At 72.8% G+C, this 18,336-nt stretch carries 17 protein-coding genes; 10 read left to right on the forward strand and 7 right to left on the reverse strand.

All coding sequences use genetic code 11. From position 1 onward, the window contains the following. Positions 1-129 precede the first annotated feature (129 nt). Positions 130-771, forward strand: a complete 642-nt coding sequence (gene dhaL / locus ACIRVK_RS27190) for a dihydroxyacetone kinase subunit DhaL (RefSeq protein WP_404251441.1) — start codon at positions 130-132, stop codon at positions 769-771. Then, positions 768-2,456, forward strand: coding sequence for a phosphoenolpyruvate--protein phosphotransferase (locus ACIRVK_RS27195; protein ID WP_404251443.1), 1,689 nt, complete (start codon positions 768-770; stop codon positions 2,454-2,456). The genes dhaL and ACIRVK_RS27195 overlap by 4 nt, the downstream gene beginning before the upstream one ends. A gap of 9 nt (positions 2,457-2,465) precedes the next feature. Here the strand turns inward: ACIRVK_RS27195 and ACIRVK_RS27200 are convergent, their stop codons facing one another. Next, complete coding sequence (locus ACIRVK_RS27200) at positions 2,466-3,185, reverse strand: sensor histidine kinase (RefSeq protein ID WP_404251445.1); 720 nt, start codon at positions 3,183-3,185, stop codon at positions 2,466-2,468. Between the two features lie 53 nt (positions 3,186-3,238). Beyond that, complete coding sequence (locus ACIRVK_RS27205) at positions 3,239-3,568, reverse strand: hypothetical protein (RefSeq protein ID WP_404251447.1); 330 nt, start codon at positions 3,566-3,568, stop codon at positions 3,239-3,241. Between the two features lie 233 nt (positions 3,569-3,801). Here ACIRVK_RS27205 and ACIRVK_RS27210 point away from each other — a divergent pair, with 233 nt between their 5' ends. Beyond that, on the forward strand, positions 3,802-4,311 hold the full coding sequence (locus ACIRVK_RS27210; protein WP_404251617.1) for a SigE family RNA polymerase sigma factor: 510 nt from the start codon (positions 3,802-3,804) through the stop codon (positions 4,309-4,311). Positions 4,312-4,386: 75 nt separating this feature from the next. On the opposite strand, the gene ACIRVK_RS27215 is transcribed toward ACIRVK_RS27210, so the two are convergent. From ACIRVK_RS27215 to ACIRVK_RS27235, 5 genes are all read right to left on the reverse strand, one after another. Beyond that, the gene (locus ACIRVK_RS27215; RefSeq protein ID WP_404251449.1) at positions 4,387-5,586 is read right to left on the reverse strand and encodes an ABC transporter substrate-binding protein; all 1,200 of its coding nucleotides are present in this window, start codon (positions 5,584-5,586) and stop codon (positions 4,387-4,389) included. Positions 5,587-5,623: 37 nt separating this feature from the next. After that, on the reverse strand, positions 5,624-8,146 hold the full coding sequence (locus ACIRVK_RS27220) for an ATP-binding cassette domain-containing protein (protein ID WP_404251451.1): 2,523 nt from the start codon (positions 8,144-8,146) through the stop codon (positions 5,624-5,626). A gap of 12 nt (positions 8,147-8,158) precedes the next feature. Further along, positions 8,159-9,028 (reverse strand): branched-chain amino acid ABC transporter permease, encoded by an 870-nt coding sequence (locus tag ACIRVK_RS27225; protein ID WP_404251453.1) that lies wholly within the window; start codon positions 9,026-9,028, stop codon positions 8,159-8,161. Positions 9,029-9,190: 162 nt separating this feature from the next. Beyond that, positions 9,191-10,543, reverse strand: coding sequence for an FAD-dependent oxidoreductase (locus tag ACIRVK_RS27230; RefSeq protein WP_404251455.1), 1,353 nt, complete (start codon positions 10,541-10,543; stop codon positions 9,191-9,193). Between the two features lie 136 nt (positions 10,544-10,679). Continuing rightward, positions 10,680-11,747 carry an NAD(P)-dependent alcohol dehydrogenase gene (locus tag ACIRVK_RS27235; protein ID WP_404251457.1) on the reverse strand — a complete coding sequence of 356 codons (1,068 nt, stop codon included), beginning with the start codon at positions 11,745-11,747 and terminating at the stop codon, positions 10,680-10,682. A 60-nt stretch (positions 11,748-11,807) separates the two neighbouring features. Here ACIRVK_RS27235 and ACIRVK_RS27240 point away from each other — a divergent pair, with 60 nt between their 5' ends. The 7 genes from ACIRVK_RS27240 to ACIRVK_RS27270 all read left to right on the forward strand — a co-directional run bounded on the left by ACIRVK_RS27240 (position 11,808) and on the right by ACIRVK_RS27270 (position 18,330). After that, on the forward strand, positions 11,808-12,602 hold the full coding sequence (locus tag ACIRVK_RS27240) for an SDR family NAD(P)-dependent oxidoreductase (protein ID WP_404251459.1): 795 nt from the start codon (positions 11,808-11,810) through the stop codon (positions 12,600-12,602). Positions 12,603-12,612: 10 nt separating this feature from the next. Then, the gene (locus ACIRVK_RS27245) at positions 12,613-13,746 is read left to right on the forward strand and encodes an acyl-CoA dehydrogenase family protein (protein WP_404251461.1); all 1,134 of its coding nucleotides are present in this window, start codon (positions 12,613-12,615) and stop codon (positions 13,744-13,746) included. A 104-nt stretch (positions 13,747-13,850) separates the two neighbouring features. Continuing rightward, a complete protein-coding gene (locus tag ACIRVK_RS27250; protein ID WP_404251463.1) occupies positions 13,851-14,639 on the forward strand; it encodes an enoyl-CoA hydratase/isomerase family protein in 789 nt (262 codons plus the stop codon). Beyond that, positions 14,624-14,995 carry a Zn-ribbon domain-containing OB-fold protein gene (locus ACIRVK_RS27255; protein WP_404251465.1) on the forward strand — a complete coding sequence of 124 codons (372 nt, stop codon included), beginning with the start codon at positions 14,624-14,626 and terminating at the stop codon, positions 14,993-14,995. The genes ACIRVK_RS27250 and ACIRVK_RS27255 overlap by 16 nt, the downstream gene beginning before the upstream one ends. Further along, entirely contained in the window at positions 14,992-16,140 is a 1,149-nt protein-coding gene (locus ACIRVK_RS27260; RefSeq protein ID WP_404251467.1) for a thiolase family protein, read from the forward strand. Before ACIRVK_RS27255 ends, ACIRVK_RS27260 begins: the two co-directional genes overlap by 4 nt. Before the next feature lie 10 nt (positions 16,141-16,150). After that, a complete protein-coding gene (locus ACIRVK_RS27265) occupies positions 16,151-17,350 on the forward strand; it encodes an acyl-CoA dehydrogenase family protein (protein WP_404251469.1) in 1,200 nt (399 codons plus the stop codon). Then, positions 17,347-18,330, forward strand: a complete 984-nt coding sequence (locus ACIRVK_RS27270) for a phosphotransferase family protein (protein ID WP_404251471.1) — start codon at positions 17,347-17,349, stop codon at positions 18,328-18,330. Before ACIRVK_RS27265 ends, ACIRVK_RS27270 begins: the two co-directional genes overlap by 4 nt. Positions 18,331-18,336: the final 6 nt, after the last annotated feature.

Here is an 18,336-nt window from a genome sequence, read left to right on the forward strand (position 1 = left end):
GGCGGGGCCACGCGCGGCGCGAGGTGCGGGCCGGGTCCTTCCCGCTGTCCGCCGACCGGCCCCGACCGCATCCTCCGCGTCTTCCCCCCGCCCCCGGCTCACCCACCGCCGACCAGCCCCGTACCGACCATGATCGGAGATCCCGTGGACACCGACCTCGCCCGCACGTGGGTGCAGGCCATCGCAGCCGCCGTGGACCAGCACAAGGACCACCTCACCCAACTCGACTCGGCCATCGGCGACGCCGACCACGGCACCAACATGCACCGCGGCTTCTCCGCCGCCCGCACGGCCCTCGCCGACTACGCACCGGACACCGTGGGGGCCGTACTGGTCAAGACCGGCACCACGCTCATCTCCACGGTCGGCGGTGCCTCCGGACCCCTGTACGGCGGCGCCTTCCGAGCCATCGGCAAGGCCCTGGACACGCCCACGGCCGACCCCCGGCAGTTCGCCGCCGCGCTGGCCTCAGGCCTCGCGAGCGTCCAGAAGCTCGGTGCGGCCGCGCCCGGCGACAAGACCATGATCGACGCCTATGCGCCGGCACTGGCCGCCTTCCAGCAACAGGCCGACGCCGGAGCCGACTTGGCGGCCGCCGCCGTGGCCGCCGCGGACGCCGCCGAAGAGGGCATGCGGGCGACCACCCCGATGCAGGCCCGCAAGGGCCGCGCCTCCTACCTCGGCGCCCGCAGCATCGGGCACCAGGACCCGGGCGCCACCTCCACCGCCCTCGTCTTCCGCGCCCTCGCCGAGACGTTGGGTGCGCGATGACCGCCCGCCGCACGTACACCGGTCACGCCGCCGCGCCGGGCACCGCCCTCGGCTTCGTCCACCGCACCGACCGGCCACCCGCCAGAACGGCGCTGCCCCACCGCACCGGCGGCGACCCCGCACGGCAGATCACCGACGCCTTCGACGCCGTCGCGGCCCGCCTCCTCGCCCTGTCCGCCTCACTGCGCGAACAGGGGAGGGACGAACAGGCCGACATCATGGAGGTCAACGGTTACCTCGCCCAGGACCAGGATCTGCGGGAGCAGGCCGTCACACGGGCTCACGGCGGCAGGCCGGTGCCCGTCGCCGTCCGCCAGGCCGTGGATGCCTACGCCAGTACCATCGCCGCGCTCGACGATCCCACCCTCGCCGAACGCGCCGCGGACGTCCGGCAGGTGGGCCGCCGCGTCCTGGCGCACCTCCACGGCGACACGGGCCCCGTCCCCGACCGGCCCCTAATCCTGGTCGCCCACGAGATCGGCGCAGCCGACCTGCTCGAACCGGGCCGGACGGTGACAGCCGCCATCTCCGTGACCGGTGGCCCGAACTCCCACGCCGCGATCGTCGCCCGCTCGCTGGGCATCCCCCTGCTGCTGGCCGTCGACCCCCAACTGCTCGAACTGCCGGACGGGCAGGAGATCCTGCTCGACGCCGAACAGGCCGGCGCGGTCGCCCACCCCGACGACGAGGAACGCGCCAAGGCGCTGCGGGCGATGGACACCGCCCGGGCCCGCAGGCTCGCCCTGGCCGAGGAGCGTCACCTGCCCCCGGAGACGCTCGACGGGCATCGCATCGTTCTCCGCGCCAACGTGGCCACCCCGGCCGAGGCCCGCGCGGCCCTGACCGCGGGCGCCGAAGGTGCCGGCCTGCTCCGCACCGAGCTGCCGTTCCTCAACCATCCCGCCTGGCCCACCCGCGAACAGCACGCGGCCACCCTCGCCCCCGTCCTGCGCGCCCTCACCGGGCAGGCCGTCACGGCTCGCACACTCGATTTCGCCGACGACAAACTGCCGCCGTTCCTCGCCACGGGCCGTGCGGGCGGACGGCTGGGGCGCGGCCTCCCCCTCATGCTCGCCCGGCCGGACGCCTTCGCCGACCAGTTCCGCAGCCTGCTCGGCGCCGGAGCCGACACAGACCTGCGCATCATGATCCCCATGGTGGCGAGCGTCGACGAACTCCGCGCCTGCCGGCGCCTCCTCGAGGCCGCGGCCACCGAGACCGGCGCTCCCACACCACCCCTGGGCATCATGGTGGAACTCCCCGAAGCGGTCGCCGCGGCCGATGAACTCGCCCGCGAGGCCTCCTTCTTCTCCATCGGCAGCAACGACCTCACCTGCCAGATCCTGGGCCTCGACCGGCGTGACCCGACCGCCACCCCGGCCATGGCCGCACACCCCGCCGTACTCGACGCCATCGCCCGCGTCGTCGACGCCGCCCACCGTCACGACCGCCAGGTCTCCGTCTGCGGTGACGCCGCCGCACACCCGCTCGTGATCCCCCTCCTCATCGGCCTCGGCTGCGACAGCCTCTCGGTCGGCCCCGCCGCCCTCGACGAGGTCCGCGCCCGCGTCCGCCGGCTCCGCCGCGACGACTGTGCCTCCCTGTCCGCCGTGGCCCTGACCCGCGCAACGGCCGAAGAGGTCTGGCGGCTCGTCGAGCAGTGCGACCGGCCGCCTCTGCCCTGAGCGCTCGGTTCAACGAGTACGGGCGCCCCGTGCCGGCCCGCCCTGTGCGGTGCGGGCGGCGAGCAACTCCTCGGCGGCTGCGGGCAGATCCTCGGCGCGGAGGATGTCGGCGAGACCGGTGACTTCCCAGGCGGGTGACTGCCGTGCGACGTGCCGGAGCAGTGCGTGGAGATGGTGGTCGCGGCCTGCTGTGACGAGGGCGCGTGCCAGGTCGGGGACGACGTCTTCGAGGGGGTGGTGTCCGACGTTGTGGGTGAGGAGTACCGGGATGTCGTCGGGCTGGTCCCACGCGTTCAGCAGTTCCGTCGCCAGCGGCAGGACGTCCGCGCGGGCCAGGGACAGCCGTACGGTGAACCGGGCGCCCGCCCGCTCCTCGTCGTCGGCGGCCAGGGCGAGGGTGCCGTGGTGGAGCGTGGTGATGCGGCGGGCGATGGCCAGGCCGAGGCCGGTGCCCCCGGCGTCCCGTGAGCGGGCGTCGTCGAGCCGGCTGAAGCGCTCGAAGATCGTCTCCCGGTGTTCGGGCGGAATGGGCGGCCCGTCGTTGGCCACCTCGAGGACCGCCTGGCCGCGCTCGTGGTCCAGGGCGAGAGCGACGGTGATCGTGGTGGCCGCGTGACGTTCGGCGTTGTCGAGAAGGTTGGCCAGCACACGGGCGAGCAGGCCCGGGTGGCCGGTCACGGGCGCCGGTTCGTCCGGTGCGGTGACGACCAGGCCCAGGTGATCGGGCACAGCACGGCCGGTGACGGCCTCGCGGACCAGGTCGGACAGGTCGACCTGCCTGGTCAGCGGGGTATTCGAGCGCGAGGCCCGGGCGTCGAGGCGGCCCAGGAGCAGCAGGTTCGTGGTGATGTCCTGGACATGCAGCGTGTCCTGCAGGCCTCGCGAGCCGCGTCCGGCCAGCGGGCGTCCCCGGAGGGGGCGAGGGCCAGTTCGAGTTCGGCGCGCAGGCAGGCGAGCGGGGTGCGCAGGATCGCGTCGTACGGGTTCTCGCCCGCCCGTTCGAGCCCTGACGGCCCGTCGTGGGCGACGTCCACCGCCCACCCCTCACCGGCGAGGCCGCGCCGCAGCAGTTCCGCCATTCGCCAGTCGTCCTCGACCACCAGTAAGCGCATGGCTCCAGCACGCGGGAGTCGGCCTGTGGCCAACCTGAAGAACCGCACGGCGTCCGAGAGCCGGGGCGAGCCCCGCAGCGGTCTTCAGCTTGCCCACAGCCTCTCGCTGCCACAGTCGTCACCGGATCCGGGGCCGGACTGCCGGCCGGCGCGAGGGGAGCGGCCGGCAGCCCGGCCCGGCTTGTCCGAAAGGAGCCCCGCACACGAACCCGCACCAGCATCCCGCCACGGCGCTGGAATTCGAGGATCACGTCCGCACCCGCCACGATGCTCTGCTGCGCAGCGCCCGGCGCCTGGTCCGCGACCCGCTCGGCGCCCAGGACCTCCTGCAGACCGCCCTGTTACGCACGTACCGCCGCTGGGACCGCGTCACCGACAAACGGCTCGCCGACGCCTACCTGCGCCGCGTCGTGATCAACACGCGCACGGAGTGGTGGCGGGCACGGCGGCTGGAGGAGGTCCCGACCGAGCGGTTGCCCGAGGCGTCCGTCGGAGTCTCCAGCGCCCAACACGCCGACCGGGCCCTGCTGACGGAGGTCCTGGGCGGTCTGGCGCCGAGACAGCGCAGCGTCGTCGTGCTGCGGTACTGCGAGCAGATGACGACGTACGAGACCGCCGCCACGCTCGGCATGGCCCCGGGGACGGTCAAGAGCACCCTGCACCGCGCACTCGTTCGACTCCGCCAGGAGATGGCCCGCAGCGACCCTGACGCCGCTTCGGCGTCGGCCGTGCGGTGCGGGTGAGCGGCGGAACACGCCGTGGACGAGACCTCCGTGCCGTGACGGCCGTCTGGTCCACGACGTGCCCGGCGAGAGCGCTCAGCCGCGGGCCGGCGGGGTGTAGAAGTCACCGACGGACGTCCAGGCGCCGTTCTTCACCTCCACCCGCTGCACACTGCGCGTGCCGAGATGGTCGCTCGCACTGAACCTCATCACCGGCGACACCCCCGGGTCCACCGAGGACGCCTTCTGGTACGCCGCCGTGATGGCCTGGGACGTGACGGGTCCTTTTATGGTCTTCACGATCTGGGCGAACACCTTCGCGTTGCTCCAGCCCCACAGGGCGAGGAATCCGGCGCTCTGACCGGGTTCGTACCTGGCCATCGCGGTCCGGAACTCCTGCACCGCGGGGTCCTTGTCGGAGGGCGCCTTGACCAGCTGCACCGCCTTGACGCCCTCGGCGGCGTCCTTGGCGAGCGCGATCGTCGACTCGGCGGCGACGGGGGCGTAGGCGTAGGTGGGCAGGGAGAGTCCCTGGAGCTTGGCCTCCTTGACGAAGGCGGCCGCCTCGGGGGAGGTGAGGATCAGGATCACCGCCTGGGGTCCGGCGGCCTTCACCTTGCTGATCACGGGGGTGTAGTCGGTGGTCTGGTACTTGACCGAGAGCCGGTCGACCTGGACGGCGGGGTTCACCTTCTTGGCGACGGGCTCCACCTGCTTGGCCACGTTCACGAACGCGGCCGGATCGCTGTGCACGACGAGGATCTTCCGCGCGCCGTCCTGCACCGCCCACGCGGCGACCGCCGCGGCCTGGTCCTCGTAGAGGGTCTGGGTGCCGAACAGGCCGGGGCGGGGCGGCTTGTACCAGTTCTCGGCGCCGCCGACCTCGTTGAGGACCGGCACCCTGGACTGGTTGAGGACGAACGGGAAGGCCGCCTCCGCCTGGGAGGTGCCGTTGGCGTCGACGATCGCCACGACCTTGTCCTGGCCGACGAGTTCGCGGGCGATCTGCACGGTCTGCTGCGGGTCGGCCGCGTTGTCCTTGACCGTCCACCGGATCTTGCGTCCGTTGACGCCGCCCTGGGCGTTGACCATCTTGAAGTAAGCGTCGGCACCCGCCTTCTCGGGCACGCCGTACGAAGCGGTGGCACCGGTGAGGGGCAGCCACGCGCCGATGTGGATCTCGGAGGAGTTGCCGCCGGCGGATCCGGCGGAGTCCTGGCCGGCGCACGCGTTGGCGGTCAGCGCCACCACGGCCAGGACGGCTGCCGTTCCCGCGGCGCGGCGGAATCTTCTCATGGTCCGGAACACGGTCCACCTCGTTCACAACGGATTGTCACTTGACGGGGGTAGTGCGGGCGTCGGGCGCCGCGGTTGGGGCGGCTTCGAGGCCGCCGCCGAAGTACGCCGCTTCCGCGAGGGAGGCGAACGCCGGGTCGCCGGGCCGCCCGTGGGCGGCGATGACGCCCTCGTGCAGGACGGCGACCTCGTGGCAGACGGACAGGGCCCGGCTGAGGAGTTGTTCGAGCAGGACGACCGTCAGGCCGTCGTGAGCGAGGCGGGCCAGCCGGTCGTAGACCTCATCGACCAGGGCGGGGGCCAGCCCGAGCGCCGGTTCGTCGACGATCAGGACGTCGGGAGCGACGATCAGGGCCCGGGCGATGGCGAGCATCTGCTGCTCCCCGCCGGACAGCGCGCCGGCGGAGGCGGACATCCGGTCGCGCAGCCGGGACGGCAGCCACTGCACGGTCTCGTCGAGTCGCTCGCGCAGCTGCGTGCCGGTGATGCCGGCCGCGTAGGCGGCGACTTCGAGGTTCTCGCGCAGGGACAGTGTCTTGAACAGGGCGCGTCCCTCGGGCGCCAGGCTGGTTCGCACGGATCCGCCCGTCTCGCGTTCGCCCCGGGCCGGTGCGAGGGAGCCGTGCAGGATGCCGGCCAGCGTGCTCTTGCCCGCTCCGTTGGCCCCGGCGACGCCCAGCACGACTCCCTGACGGACGTCGAGGTCGACGTCCCGCAGCGCGACCACACCGCCGTAGGTGTGGCCCACCCCGTGCAGGCGGACCATGCTCCGGTCGCCCACGTGCTCCGGCGGGCGCGTCCTGGTGTCGACCGATCCCAGGTACGACGAGCGCACTTCGGGATCCTGCAGCACGGTGTCCGGGCTGCCCTCGCCGATCGTGCGGCCGAAGTCGAAGGCGAGCACCCGGTGGGCGACGGAGAACAGGTCGTCGAGGACGTGGTCGATGACGACCACGGCGGTGCCCTCGGCGTGCAGCCGCCTGATGTGCCCTGCCAGCAGGTCCCGTTCGCCCGCGTCGAGGCCGCCGAACGGTTCGTCCAGCACCAGCAGTTTGGGCTTCTCCGCCATCGCGCGGGCCAGGTCGAGGCGTTTCTGCAGACCGAACGGCAGCTGGGCGGGACGGCGGTCGGCCACCTCCGCCAGGCCGACGGAGCGCAGCAGCCGGGCGACCTCGGCGCGGTCCCGGGCGGTGATCCAGCGGCGGGTGCACAACACGTTCTCCGCGACGGTGAGTTCGGAGAACACCTCGGCGTGCTGGAAGGTGCGGCCGATGCCCAGCCGCCGGCGCGCGGTCGCCCTGGCCTCCAGCAGCGGCCGGCCGGCGAAGTCGGCGCGCCCGCTCACCCGGCCGTTGCCCGTCAGCCCCGACAGGGCGTTCAACAGGGTTGTCTTCCCTGCCCCGTTGGGGCCGATCACCGCCAGGATCTCGTCCTGCCGCAGGGACAGCGAGGCGTCCTCCAGAGCTTTGAGCCCGCCGTACGAGACCGACACGTGCTCCAGCTCCAGCAGCACCGGCCCGTCGCCCCGGGCCCCGGACTCCGGCGGGACGGGCGCCGGGTCCGCCGACGCCTCGACCGGCAAGGGAACTTCGGCCTCCCGCCGTCGCAGCACCCGGCGCGCGAGCCCGGCGAGGAACGGAACGACACCGCCGGGGAGGAAGAGGAGCACCGCGATCAGGACGAGACCCTGGACGACGGGCTGCGGGAGCCCGACGGCGGAGGAGAGGGAGGGGTTCCAGGTGAGGTAGACGCCGCCGGCCACGGCGCCGAGGACGGTGCCGGTCCCGCCGAGCACGCAGGCCGCGATCAGTGAGATGCCGAAGGCCAGGGAGAAGGGCTCGGGGCTGACGAACCCGGTGAGCAGACCGAGCAGGACGCCCGCGAAACAGGTGCAGGCCCCGCTCACCGCGAACGACAGCGACGACTGCGCCTCCGGGGCGATGCCGATCGTACGGGCGGCCAGCGGGTGCGACTTGGCGGCCACCAGGCGCATCCGCAGCCCGGAGGCGGCGGCCGGCACGGCCAGCGCCAGAACGACGGCGGCGGCCCCGACCGCCAGGTACTGGGCCTCGGCGCCCCCGCCCAGGATCGTGCCCAGGCCGAGCGCACTGCGCAACTGGAGCACCGGGACGCCCTGGTCGCCGCCGGTCACGCTGCTCCACCGGTTGACCAGCTCCAGGGTGACCGTGGTGAAGGCGAGGGTCAGCAGGGCGATGTACAGCACCGAGAACCGGGCACCCGCGTACCCGAGGAACGCCCCCAGGACGGCACCGGTGGCGACGGCGCCCACGATCACCGCTTCCAGGGGCCAGTCGTGGGCGCTGCCGTACGCCGCGAAGTAGGCGCCGACCGCGAAGAACGCGGGGTGGCCCACCGACCAGATGCCGGACCAGCCGGCGAGCAGGCCGACCGACAGCACCACGATCGTGTACACGGCCGCGAGTCCCACCGAGTACATCTGGTAGGCGGGCAGCGCACCGGAGGCCATGAGCGCCAGCAGCAGCGCGCCGGCGGCCGGGCCCAGGGCGGCCCGTGCCAGGAGGGAACGGTTGAAGACCATGGAGGCGACCCCTCAGACCCGTTGGAAGGTTCGGGTGCCGAACATGCCCTGGGGACGGATCAGCAGCACGAGCACGGTGAACGAGAAGACGAACGTGTCCCGGAAGCTCGCGGAGACGTAGTTCGCCGCGAGGTTGTCCAGGACGCCGATCGTCAGCCCGCCCAGGACGGCGCCGTACATGCTGGTCAGGCCGCCCAGGAAGATGCCGGCGAAGGCTCGGAACAGGGGCGCGACCAGCGCGGTGGGCACCAGCCCGGAGCGCGGTGCGTACAGGCAGGCGGCGAGCGCGGCGAGGCCCAGGCCGAGCGCCCAGGAGATCCTGGCCAGGCGCTGCGCGCCGAGGCCGACCACGCGGGCGGTGTCCGCCGACTCGGCCACCGCACGCATGGCCGAGCCGAGCGTGGTGCGGGCGAACAGGTAGCCCACCAGCGCCATCGCCACGGCGGCGACAGCGATCGTCACCAGGCTCTGGACGGGGACCGCGGCGCCGGACCAGCGCACCGTGCCGCCGACCAGGTTGGGAAAGGCCTTCGGCTGGTCGCCCCAGATCGATCCGGCCGTGCTCTCCGCGATCAGCGACACGCCCATCGTCACGACGAGGGCCGAGAACAACTGTCCCTGCCCCAGCGGACGGATCACCGTCTCCCGCACCAGCAGGCCGGCAGCCACGGTGATCGCGACGGCGGCGAGGAGGCCGAGCACCGTGGCCACCCCGCGGTCGTGCAGCGAGACCGCCACGTACAGGCCCAGGGTGGCGAGCGAGGCCATCGCGAAGTTCACGACGTCCGTGGCCCGGTAGATGATGACCAGCCCGAGCCCCATGAGGCCGTACACGGCTCCACTCGCCACTCCGCTGATCAGGACAAGCAGGAACTGACTCACAGTCCCTCCCTCGGAAAAGAGCGCGTTCGCGCCACGCGTGCGAGAAGCATGATCACCTCACGGACCATGAAGTTAAAGTGAACTCAATTCAGTACGCTAGGCACTCGGGTGCACGGCGGGCAAGCCTCGTGCATGGGATTTGTGCCGAGCGCACGGCCGGACTCAGCTTCCCGTGGCCGACGGTGTCCCGGTCAGCGCGGTCCGTGCCGCCGCCAGACCGAAGACCAGCGAAGGGGCCAGCCCACCGGCGTATGCCCGCCGGTACAGCCCGCCCGCGTCCGCGCCGGCCGCGAGCAGTCCCGGCACGGGTCCGTCCGTCTCGGCCGCCAGGACGTGCGCGTCGGCGTCGATCAGCAGACCGCCGAAGGTGAAGGTGATCGCCGGGGCCGCCTCGACGACGTAGTAGGGCGGCTCGTCGAGGGGGTGCCGGTCGAGCTGCCGGCCTGGTGTCGTGACGGCGCCCGTGCTCATGGCGGCGTTGAACTCCTCGACGCGGTCGCGGATCGTGGCTCCGGGATAGCCCCACTCCTCGGGCATCGACGCGAAGTCCTCCAGGCTGTCCGCCACCGCCGCGCGGGCACCGGCGCGATGGCACAGCTGGAACTTGTCGACGCCGGGGATGCCCTCCACGTAGGAGGCGCTGATCCACTCGCGGTGCACCCGCGCGTCGGCGACCAACAGGCCCCGCGCCTCGGGTCGTTCGAGCAGCGCCATGGTGGTCAGGTGGTCCCCGGCCGTCTCGTCGGTGAAGCGCTCGCCCGTGGTGTCGAACAGCAGGGCGTGCTCGCTGTAGTAGAGCGCCAGGTCGACGAAGCGCGCCGGGTCGGCCGGGGAGACACCCGCCGGCATCAGGTGCCCGTAGAAGCCGGCGTCCTTGCTGCCGAAGGCCGCGCCGGCCGCGCGCCCGAGCGCGAGGCCGTCACCCCGGCTGTGCGGGTTGGCCCGCAGTCCGATGTGCGCCGCCTGGGGGTGGACGTGCTCGGCGCGCAGCTGGGGGTCGCCCTGGAAACCGCCGGTGGCCAGCAGTGTCCAGGTGGCCTCGATACGGTGCGCGGACCCGTCGGGCAGCAGGCAGTCGGCGCCTTTGACCACGCCGTTCTCCATCAGGAGCGAGCGGACCCGGGTCCCCGTCAGGACGCCCTGGCCGTGGTCGCGCAGCAGCCGCTCGCAGGTGTCGAGGTAGTGGTTGGTGTCGACCTGGTGTCCGCGGCCGAAGCCCAGCACGGGCACGGGTGGACTGCACTCCACGCCGAGCGACCGGATCCAAGCCACCCCGTCGGCGAAGCCGTCCACCAGGGCGGAGGCGAGGTCCGGGTCGCCGTCCGGATTGACCCGGCGTATCACCTCCGTGGTGGGGGCCGTCCACACGAAACCGGCGAAGCGCGCGGAGCCGCCGGTGCGTCCCGCCTTCTCCACCAGCACCACCGAGCCGCCCTCGGCCGCCACCCGGGCGGCGGCCGAGAGACCGGCCATCCCGCCGCCTATCACCAGCAGATCCACTGTCTCCGCACCCATAGCGGGTCCCACCGCCTTCGCTTCACTGACGGGACAAGAAGCTAATTGAACTCACTTCTGGAGTCGAGAGGTGTGACGGGACGGGTATGACCGCATCGGTTTCGGCCGTGCCGTGGGAACGGTCGGGGCGTCCGGATCAGTCCGGGACCAGAACCGCTCGCCCGCGTACCCGACCGGAGCGGAGCCTCCCGATCGCCTCCAGCGCGTTCGACAGCGGGAACCGCTCGACCTCCACCGTCAGGGCACCCTCGCGGGCCAGGGCGACGACCGCCTCCAGTTCGGGCGAGGTGCCCCAGAACGGCAACGAGACGCGCGTACCGGCGGGAAGCGCGCCCGGTTTGCGAACCGTCAGCTCCCCGCCGCCGCTGCCCACCACGGCCAGCTCCCCGCCCGCCCGCAGCACGTCCACCGCCAACGCAAGGCTGGACCGGCTGCCGACGAAGTCGAGCACGGCCGTCATCCCGGCTCCGCCGGTCCGACCGCGCAGCACCGTTGCCGTGTCGGGCCGCAGAAGCGTGCCGAAATGCGCGCCGCAGCGGTCGGCCAGGCTGAGCGCCTCGTCCCGCACGTCCACGGCCAGCACCTGCGCGGCCGTGGTGGCGCGCAGGATCTGCACGGCGAGATGGCCGAGGCCGCCGACGCCGAGGACGAGGACGCTCGCGTCGTCCCCCAGCGCGCGCCGGACCGTGTTCACGGCGTGGTACGCGGTGAGCCCGGCGTCCGTCAGCGGTGCCGCCTGGACGGCTGCCAGGTCGCCCACCGGCACCAGCAGCCGCCCGGACGGCACGACCATCACGTCGGCCATCCCGCCGTCGCGGCCGAGGCCCGCGCCCGTACCGGCACGGTCCGCGTCCAAAGCAGCCCGCCGGTCACAGTAGTTGCCCGCTCCGGCCGAGCACCGTGCGCAGCTCCCGCAACCCCAGGGGCCGTGGACCGCCACGCGCTCGCCGACCGCCGGCCCCACGGCCAGCGGGCCGCACTCAACCACCCGCCCGGCGACCTCGTGCCCTAGCGTGAAAGGCATCCGGTAGGGGAGACGGCCCGGCTCCGCGTCGATCACGTGGAGATCCGAACGGCACACGCCGGCCGCCTCCACCTCGATCACCACCTCCTCGCCCGCGGGGGTGGGCCTGGCTACCTCGCTGAGCATCGGCGGGCCGCCCCAACGGGTCAGTCGGACCGCTCTCGTCCTGCGTGTTGACATACTCAGGACATTAACAAAAATGAAGTCAGTTCAGTAGACTGCTACCGGGACGGTGACCGCATGGGCGAAGAGCGCACGGGACGCTTCGAGGGACAGGTCGCACTCGTCACCGGCGCGGGATCCGGCATCGGTGCGGCGACCGCTCGCCGCCTCGCCGCGCAGGGCGCCGAGGTGTTCGCCGTGGACGTGGACGGCCCGTCGGCGGAAGCCGTCGCGAAGGAGTTGGCGGGTGGGCACGCGCTCACCGTCGACGTGGCCGAACCCACGCAGGTGGACCGGGCCTTCGAGGAGGTCGTACGGCGGCTCGGCCGGCTCGACGTCGTGGTGCACGCGGCCGGGGTCGACGACCCCGCGGCCAAGGAGTGGATCGCGGAGGCCCTGGTGGCGGACCGGCCTCCGGAGGTGACCGCGCGCCTCGGCGACGAGGCGTGGAAGCGGGTCATGCGCGTCAACCTGGACGGGACCTTCCACGTCCTGCGCGCCGCCCTGCGGGTCATGGCACCCCGCCGCCGCGGTGCCGTCGTCACCGTCGGCTCCTCATCGGCCTTCGACACCCAGGCCGGCTATCCGCACTACGCGGCCTCCAAGGCCGGCGCGCACGCGCTGAGCCAGTCCGTGGCCAAGGAGGCGATCGCGTTCGGCGTCCGCGTCAACACAGTGGCACCCGGTCCGACGGAGACCGGCATGGCGGCCCGGACCCCCACGGCACTGCGCCGCGGCTTCGCCGACCCGCGGGTGCGGCCGTATGCCACACCCGAGGAGATCGCCGACATCGCGCTGTTCCTGGCGGGCGAGGCGGCGGCCAATCTCGTCGGGGCGGTGCTGCTGGCCAACGGCGGACGCTTCACTACCTGAGGAGGCTTGGATGTTCCGGCTCGATGCCGATCCCACGCTGCTGCTGGAGAGCGAGGAGCAGCGTCAACTCCGTTCGATTCTACGGGACTTGCTCGCCGAAACGTGCGGGCCCGACGGGGTCCGCGAACAGGCCGACACACCTCGCGGACACGACACGGCCCTCTGGGACCGGCTCGCCGGTGAGATCGGGGTGCACGGGCTCGCCGTTCCGGAGGAGTACGGCGGCGCCGGCTACACCTTCGCCGAACTCGCCGTGGCCCTGGAGGAGACCGGGCGGGTGCTGTGTCCCGTGCCGCTGCTGACCACCGTCGTCCTCGCCGGATACGGGCTCATGGCCGGCGGCGACCGGGGGGCGTGCGCGCGCTGGCTGCCGGACATCGCCGCCGGTGCGCTCACGGCGACGGTCGCCGGAATCGTGCACCCGGCCGAGGTCACCGCCGAGCGCGGCCCCAAGGGCTGGGTGCTGCGCGGAGAGGCCGACCTCGTGCCGGACGGGGAGGGGGCGGACCTGCTGCTGGTCGCGGCCCGCGCGCCGGACGGGCAGCGGCTGTTCGCCGTCGAACCCGAACCCGCGACCAGCGAGCGCATCGCACGGCGCGTCCTGGACACGACCCGACGCCAGGCGCTCGTGCGCTTCCGGGGAGCGCCCGCCGAACCGATCGGTGTGCCGGAGGAGACGGCGGCGGCCGTCGAGGCCGTCCTGGACGCCGGACGGGTGGCGCTGGCCGCGGAGCACGTCGGCGGCACCGCCCACGCCCTGGACGCCCTGCTCGCCTACGTCTCGCAACGCAGCCAGTTCGGGCGGGTGATCGGCTCCTTCCAGGCGGTCAAACACCGGCTGGCCGACCTGCTGGTCGAGATCGAGGGTGCGCGCTCGGCGTCGGCGTACGCGAGCGCCTGCCTCGCCACGGGTGCCCCGGAACTGCCCGTGGCCGCCAGCGCAGCGGCCGTCGCGTGCACGGGCGCGTATCGTCTCGCCACCGCGGAACACGTCCAGCTCCACGGGGGGATCGGCTTCACCTGGGAGCACCCGGCCCATCTGTATCTGCGCCGGGCGCGCGCGGACGAGGCGCTGTTCGGTACGGGTGACGACCACCGGCTGCGCCTCGCGGGTCTGCTCGGGCTCACCGGCAGCACTCGCTGATCGCCCGGGTCCCGTTTTCCGGTGGCCCGTGCTTCCCGGTCCATTGACAGGGGCAGTCGCTGCCCGCAGAATCGAACTCAATTCAGTTCAGTTTGGAGGAGCTCATGGCAGTCGAGGACGAGATCCAGTTCGAGCGGGACGGTCACGTGGCGCGGGTCTGGCTCAACCGCCCGCACAAGAAGAACTGCGTGACCGTGCCGATCCTGAACCGGCTGGACGAGATCATCACCGAGGTCGACGCGGACCCCGAGCTGCGCGTGCTGATCCTGCGCGGACGCGGCAACACCTTCTGCTCCGGGTTCGACCTGGACAGCCTGAAGGCCGACTTCGTCGGCAGGTCCAACGCCATCGACGTCGCCGTGCTGTCGGCGAAGGTCTGCGACCGGCTGTACTCGATGAGGACGCCGTCGATCGCCGTCCTCGAGGGCCATGTCACCGCGGGTGGCTTCGAGTTGATGATCTCCTGCGACTTCGCGATCGCCGCGGACGACGCCCTGATCGGCGACTTCCACATCCGGCGCGCGCTGTTCGGCGGTGCGGGCCCCATCTACCGGGTGCCGCGCATGATCGGCGTCCGCAAGACCAAGGAGCTGATGCTCACCGGCAAGCTGCTCACCGGCGTCGAGGCCGCCGAGTTCGACCTCGTCAACGCGTCGGCCCCCGCCGACAAACTCGACGCCACCGTCGAGGAGTTCGCCGACCAGCTCGTCGACAAGAGCCCGTTCACCATGTGGATCACCAAGATGACCATCGACCGCAGCCTGGACGCCGACATCCAGTCCCTCATGGTCATGGAGCACCTCGCGGTCGGTGTGATGCTCAACTCCGAGGACGCGGCGGAGGGTGTGTCGGCGTTCCTGGAGAAGCGGGAGCCGCAGTGGAAGGGCCGCTGAGCGCGGTGCCGGCCAGCGGGAGCCGGCTGCGCGGCTCCCGGTGCGCCGACTGCGCGGTGGCCCGCTACCCCGCCGACCCGGCGTGTCCGCGCTGCGGCGGACCGGCCGAGCCGGTTCTGCTCTCCGGCACGGGCACGCTGTGGACCTGGACCGTGCAGCGGTACGCGCCCAAGTCACCGCCCTACGCCCCGCCCGCCGCCGGCTTCTCGCCGTTCGTCGTCGGATACGTCGAACTGCCGGACGGGGTGAGGGTGCTGGCCGCTCTCGACATCCGGCCCGAGGACGTGGAGATCGGCATGCCGGTGACCCTCACGGCCGGCGACGGGGTGCCCAGGGCGACGGGAGCCGCCGTATGAGCGCCGACGACGTGCTCGTCTGCGGTGCCGGGATCACCTCCTTCGCCCGCACGGAGGCGAGCGGCAGGCACCTCGCGGTGCAGGCAGTCCGGGCCGCCCTCGCCGACGCGGGGCTGCCGTGGTCCCGGGTGCGGGCCGCCTACGGCGGCAGCGACGCCGCCGGCAACGCCGACACCCTCGTCACCGAACTCGGCCTGACGGGCGTGCCGTTCGTCAACGTACGCAACGGCTGCGCGACCGGCGGCAGCGCGCTGGTCTCAGCGGTGGGCGCCATCCGGTCCGGAGCCGCGGACGTGGCGCTCGCCGTCGGCTTCGACAAGCACCCGCGGGGCGCCTTCGACCCACGGCCCGCCGACTGGGGCCTCGACGAGGTCTACGGGCGTGACGGCCTCATGGTCACCACCCAGTTCTTCGCGATGAAGATCCAGCGGTACATGTACGACCACGGCATCAGCGCCCGCACCCTCGCACTGGTCGCCGAGAAGGCGTACGCCAACGGGGTGCTGAACCCGCACGCCTGGCGCCGCAAACCGCTCGGTGCCGACGAGATCCTGGCGTCCGGAATGGTCAACGACCCTTTGACCCGCTACATGTTCTGCTCACCCGGCCAGGGAGCGGTCGCCCTCGTGCTGTGCAACCGGGCGGTGGCCCGTGAGCTCGGCGTCACGTCCGTCGCCCTGCGCGCGGCGGTCGTCCGCACCCGCCGGTTCGGCTCCTTCGAGGTCTTCAGCCCGTGGGCGCCGACCGGGACACCGACCAGCGTGAGCGCCGACGCCGCACAAGCCGCCTTCGAGGAAGCCGGGTTGGGGCCGCGGGACATCGACGTGTGCCAGGTGCAGGACACCGAGAGCGGCGCCGAAGTGATGCACCTGGCCGAGTGCGGGTTCTGCGAACACGGCGAACAGGAGTCGCTCATCTCGTTCGGCGCGACCGGCATCGACGGCTCGCTGCCGGTCAACACCGACGGCGGCTGCATCGCCAACGGCGAACCCATCGGCGCCTCAGGACTGCGCCAGGTCCACGAGATCGTGCAGCAGTTGCGCGGCCGGGCCGGCGAACGGCAGGTGCCCGACCAGCCGGCGGCCGGCTTCACCCACGTCTACGGGGCGCCCGGAGTCAGCGCCTGCACCGTGCTGACTCGCTGAGAGGAGGACCATGAACGGCACACCCGACCCGGACGAGTTCCGCGCCGAGGCCCGGCGCTGGCTGAAGAGCGTGGCGACCGCGCGCCCCGAACGCCGGGAGTGGGGCCGTGGCGACGACTCGGTGGCCGTCTTCGAGAACTGGACACAAGCCGAGGAACGCGCCCACACCGACCGCACACGGGCATGGGAACGCCTCCGCCACGACCAGGGCTGGGGCGCCCTCGCCTGGCCGGCGGAGTACGGAGGCCGCGAACTGCCGCCGTACTACGAGCAGTTGTACCGGGCCGAGGAGGCCGCCTTCGACGTGCCGAGGCGCACCGAGATCTTCCCCGTCACCCAGCAGCTCGTCGCCCCCGCCATCCGCATCTGGGGAACCGATGAGCAGCAGCGGCGCTGGCTGCGCCCGATGCTCCGCACCGACGAACTCGCCTGCCAGCTGTTCTCGGAGACGGAGGCCGGCTCCGACCTCGCCGCCGTCCGCACCCGGGCCGAACGGGACGGCGACGGCTGGATCCTGCGGGGCCACAAGCTCTGGACCTCCGGCGCCCGGGTCGCCACCTGGGGCGTGGCCGTCTGCCGCACGGACCCCGAGGCTCCGAAGCACGCCGGTATCACGGTCTTCCTGGTCCGGATGGACGCCCCTGGAGTGACCGTCCGGCCCATCCGCCAGATGACCGGCGGCGCCAGCTTCAACGAGGTGTACCTCGACGACGTCCAGGTGCCCGACAGCGACCGGCTCGGCCCCGTCGGCCAGGGCTGGCGGGTCACCCTCACCGTGCTCGCCGCCGAGCGCCTCGACTCCGGCTCCCTCGGCCTCGACAACGCCGACCGAGCCCTCGACCTGGCCCGGCACCTGTCCCGCACCCTGACCGGCGGCGAACGGCAGCAGGCCGCCGACCTGTTCGTCCGGGCCCTCGTCCAGCGGCTCATCGGGCTGCGGGTCACCGCCGCCCTGGCCGCCGGACGCGAACCGGGTGCCGAGGCCTCGGTCGGCAAGCTCCACGCCACCGCGACCATGCGCGCCACCACCGACCTCGTCCAGCAACTCCTCGGACCGAGCCTCGCCGCCGACACGGGGGCGTGGGGCACCTACGCCTGGACCGAGCACCTGCTCGGCGCACCCGGCTACCGCATCGCGGGCGGCAGCGACGAGATCCAGCGCAACATCCTCGCCGAACGTGTCCTCGGACTGCCCAAGGAGCCGAAGTGAGCCGGGCGTTGAACACCACGACAGAGGCGGGCGAACTCGCCGGACGGGTCCGCGGGCGACTGGCCGTACGCCACCCCGGTACGCCCCTCGGTGACCTGCGCACCCTGCCCGGTGGCCACTCGGGGCTCACCTACCGCATCACGGCCGGCCCGGTCTCGTACGTCATCAAGGCGGTGCCGCCCGGTCGGCGGCCCGTCGGCCGCGACGACGTCCTGCGCCAGGCCCGTGTCCTGCGCGCGCTCGCCGGATCAACCGTGCCCGTGCCGGAGATCGTCGCCGTCGACGAGAGCGAACCCGCCTGGTTCGCCATGGAGTTCGTCGACGGAGAGGCGATCGAGCCGGTCCTCGACGAGCACCGGCTCGACCCGGGGCTGTGCCGGAGGCGGATGCTGGCCCTGGCCGACGTCCTGCGCGACCTGCACGGCACAGCGAGTGTGGAGGCCGCCGAACCACTCGACCCGGCTGGCGAGTTGGACAGGTGGGGCCGCACCATGCGCGCGGTGCCGGCCGAACTGCGGCCCGGGGCTGAGGACGTGCTGGACGCTCTGGGCTCACGCGTCCCCGACAGGATTCCCCCGGTACTCACCCACGGCGACTTCCGCCTCGGCAACGTCCTGTGCCGGGGCGAGCGGCCGGCCGCCGTCGTCGACTGGGAGATCTGGGGCTACGGCGATCCGCGCATCGACCTCGCCTGGTTCCTCCTCTTCGCCGACCACCGCAACTTCCCCCGGCTCGGGCGCCCGGTCCCCGGCCTGCCCACCGAGCGGGACCTGCTCGACGCCTACCTCGACGGCCGTCCCGAACCCCCCGCCTTCGACTGGTTCCGTGCCCTGGCCCGCACCAAGATGGCCGCGATCATGGGCCACAACCTGCGCCGGCACCGCGAGGGCACCCACCACGACCCCGACCAGGAGCGGCTGCCGCCGACCATCGCCGCGATGATCCGCACGGCCCACGACATCCTCGCCCGACGGCCCTGAAGGAGC

Source organism: Streptomyces sp. NPDC101152 (assembly GCF_044768275.1).
GTDB lineage: Bacteria > Actinomycetota > Actinomycetes > Streptomycetales > Streptomycetaceae > Streptomyces.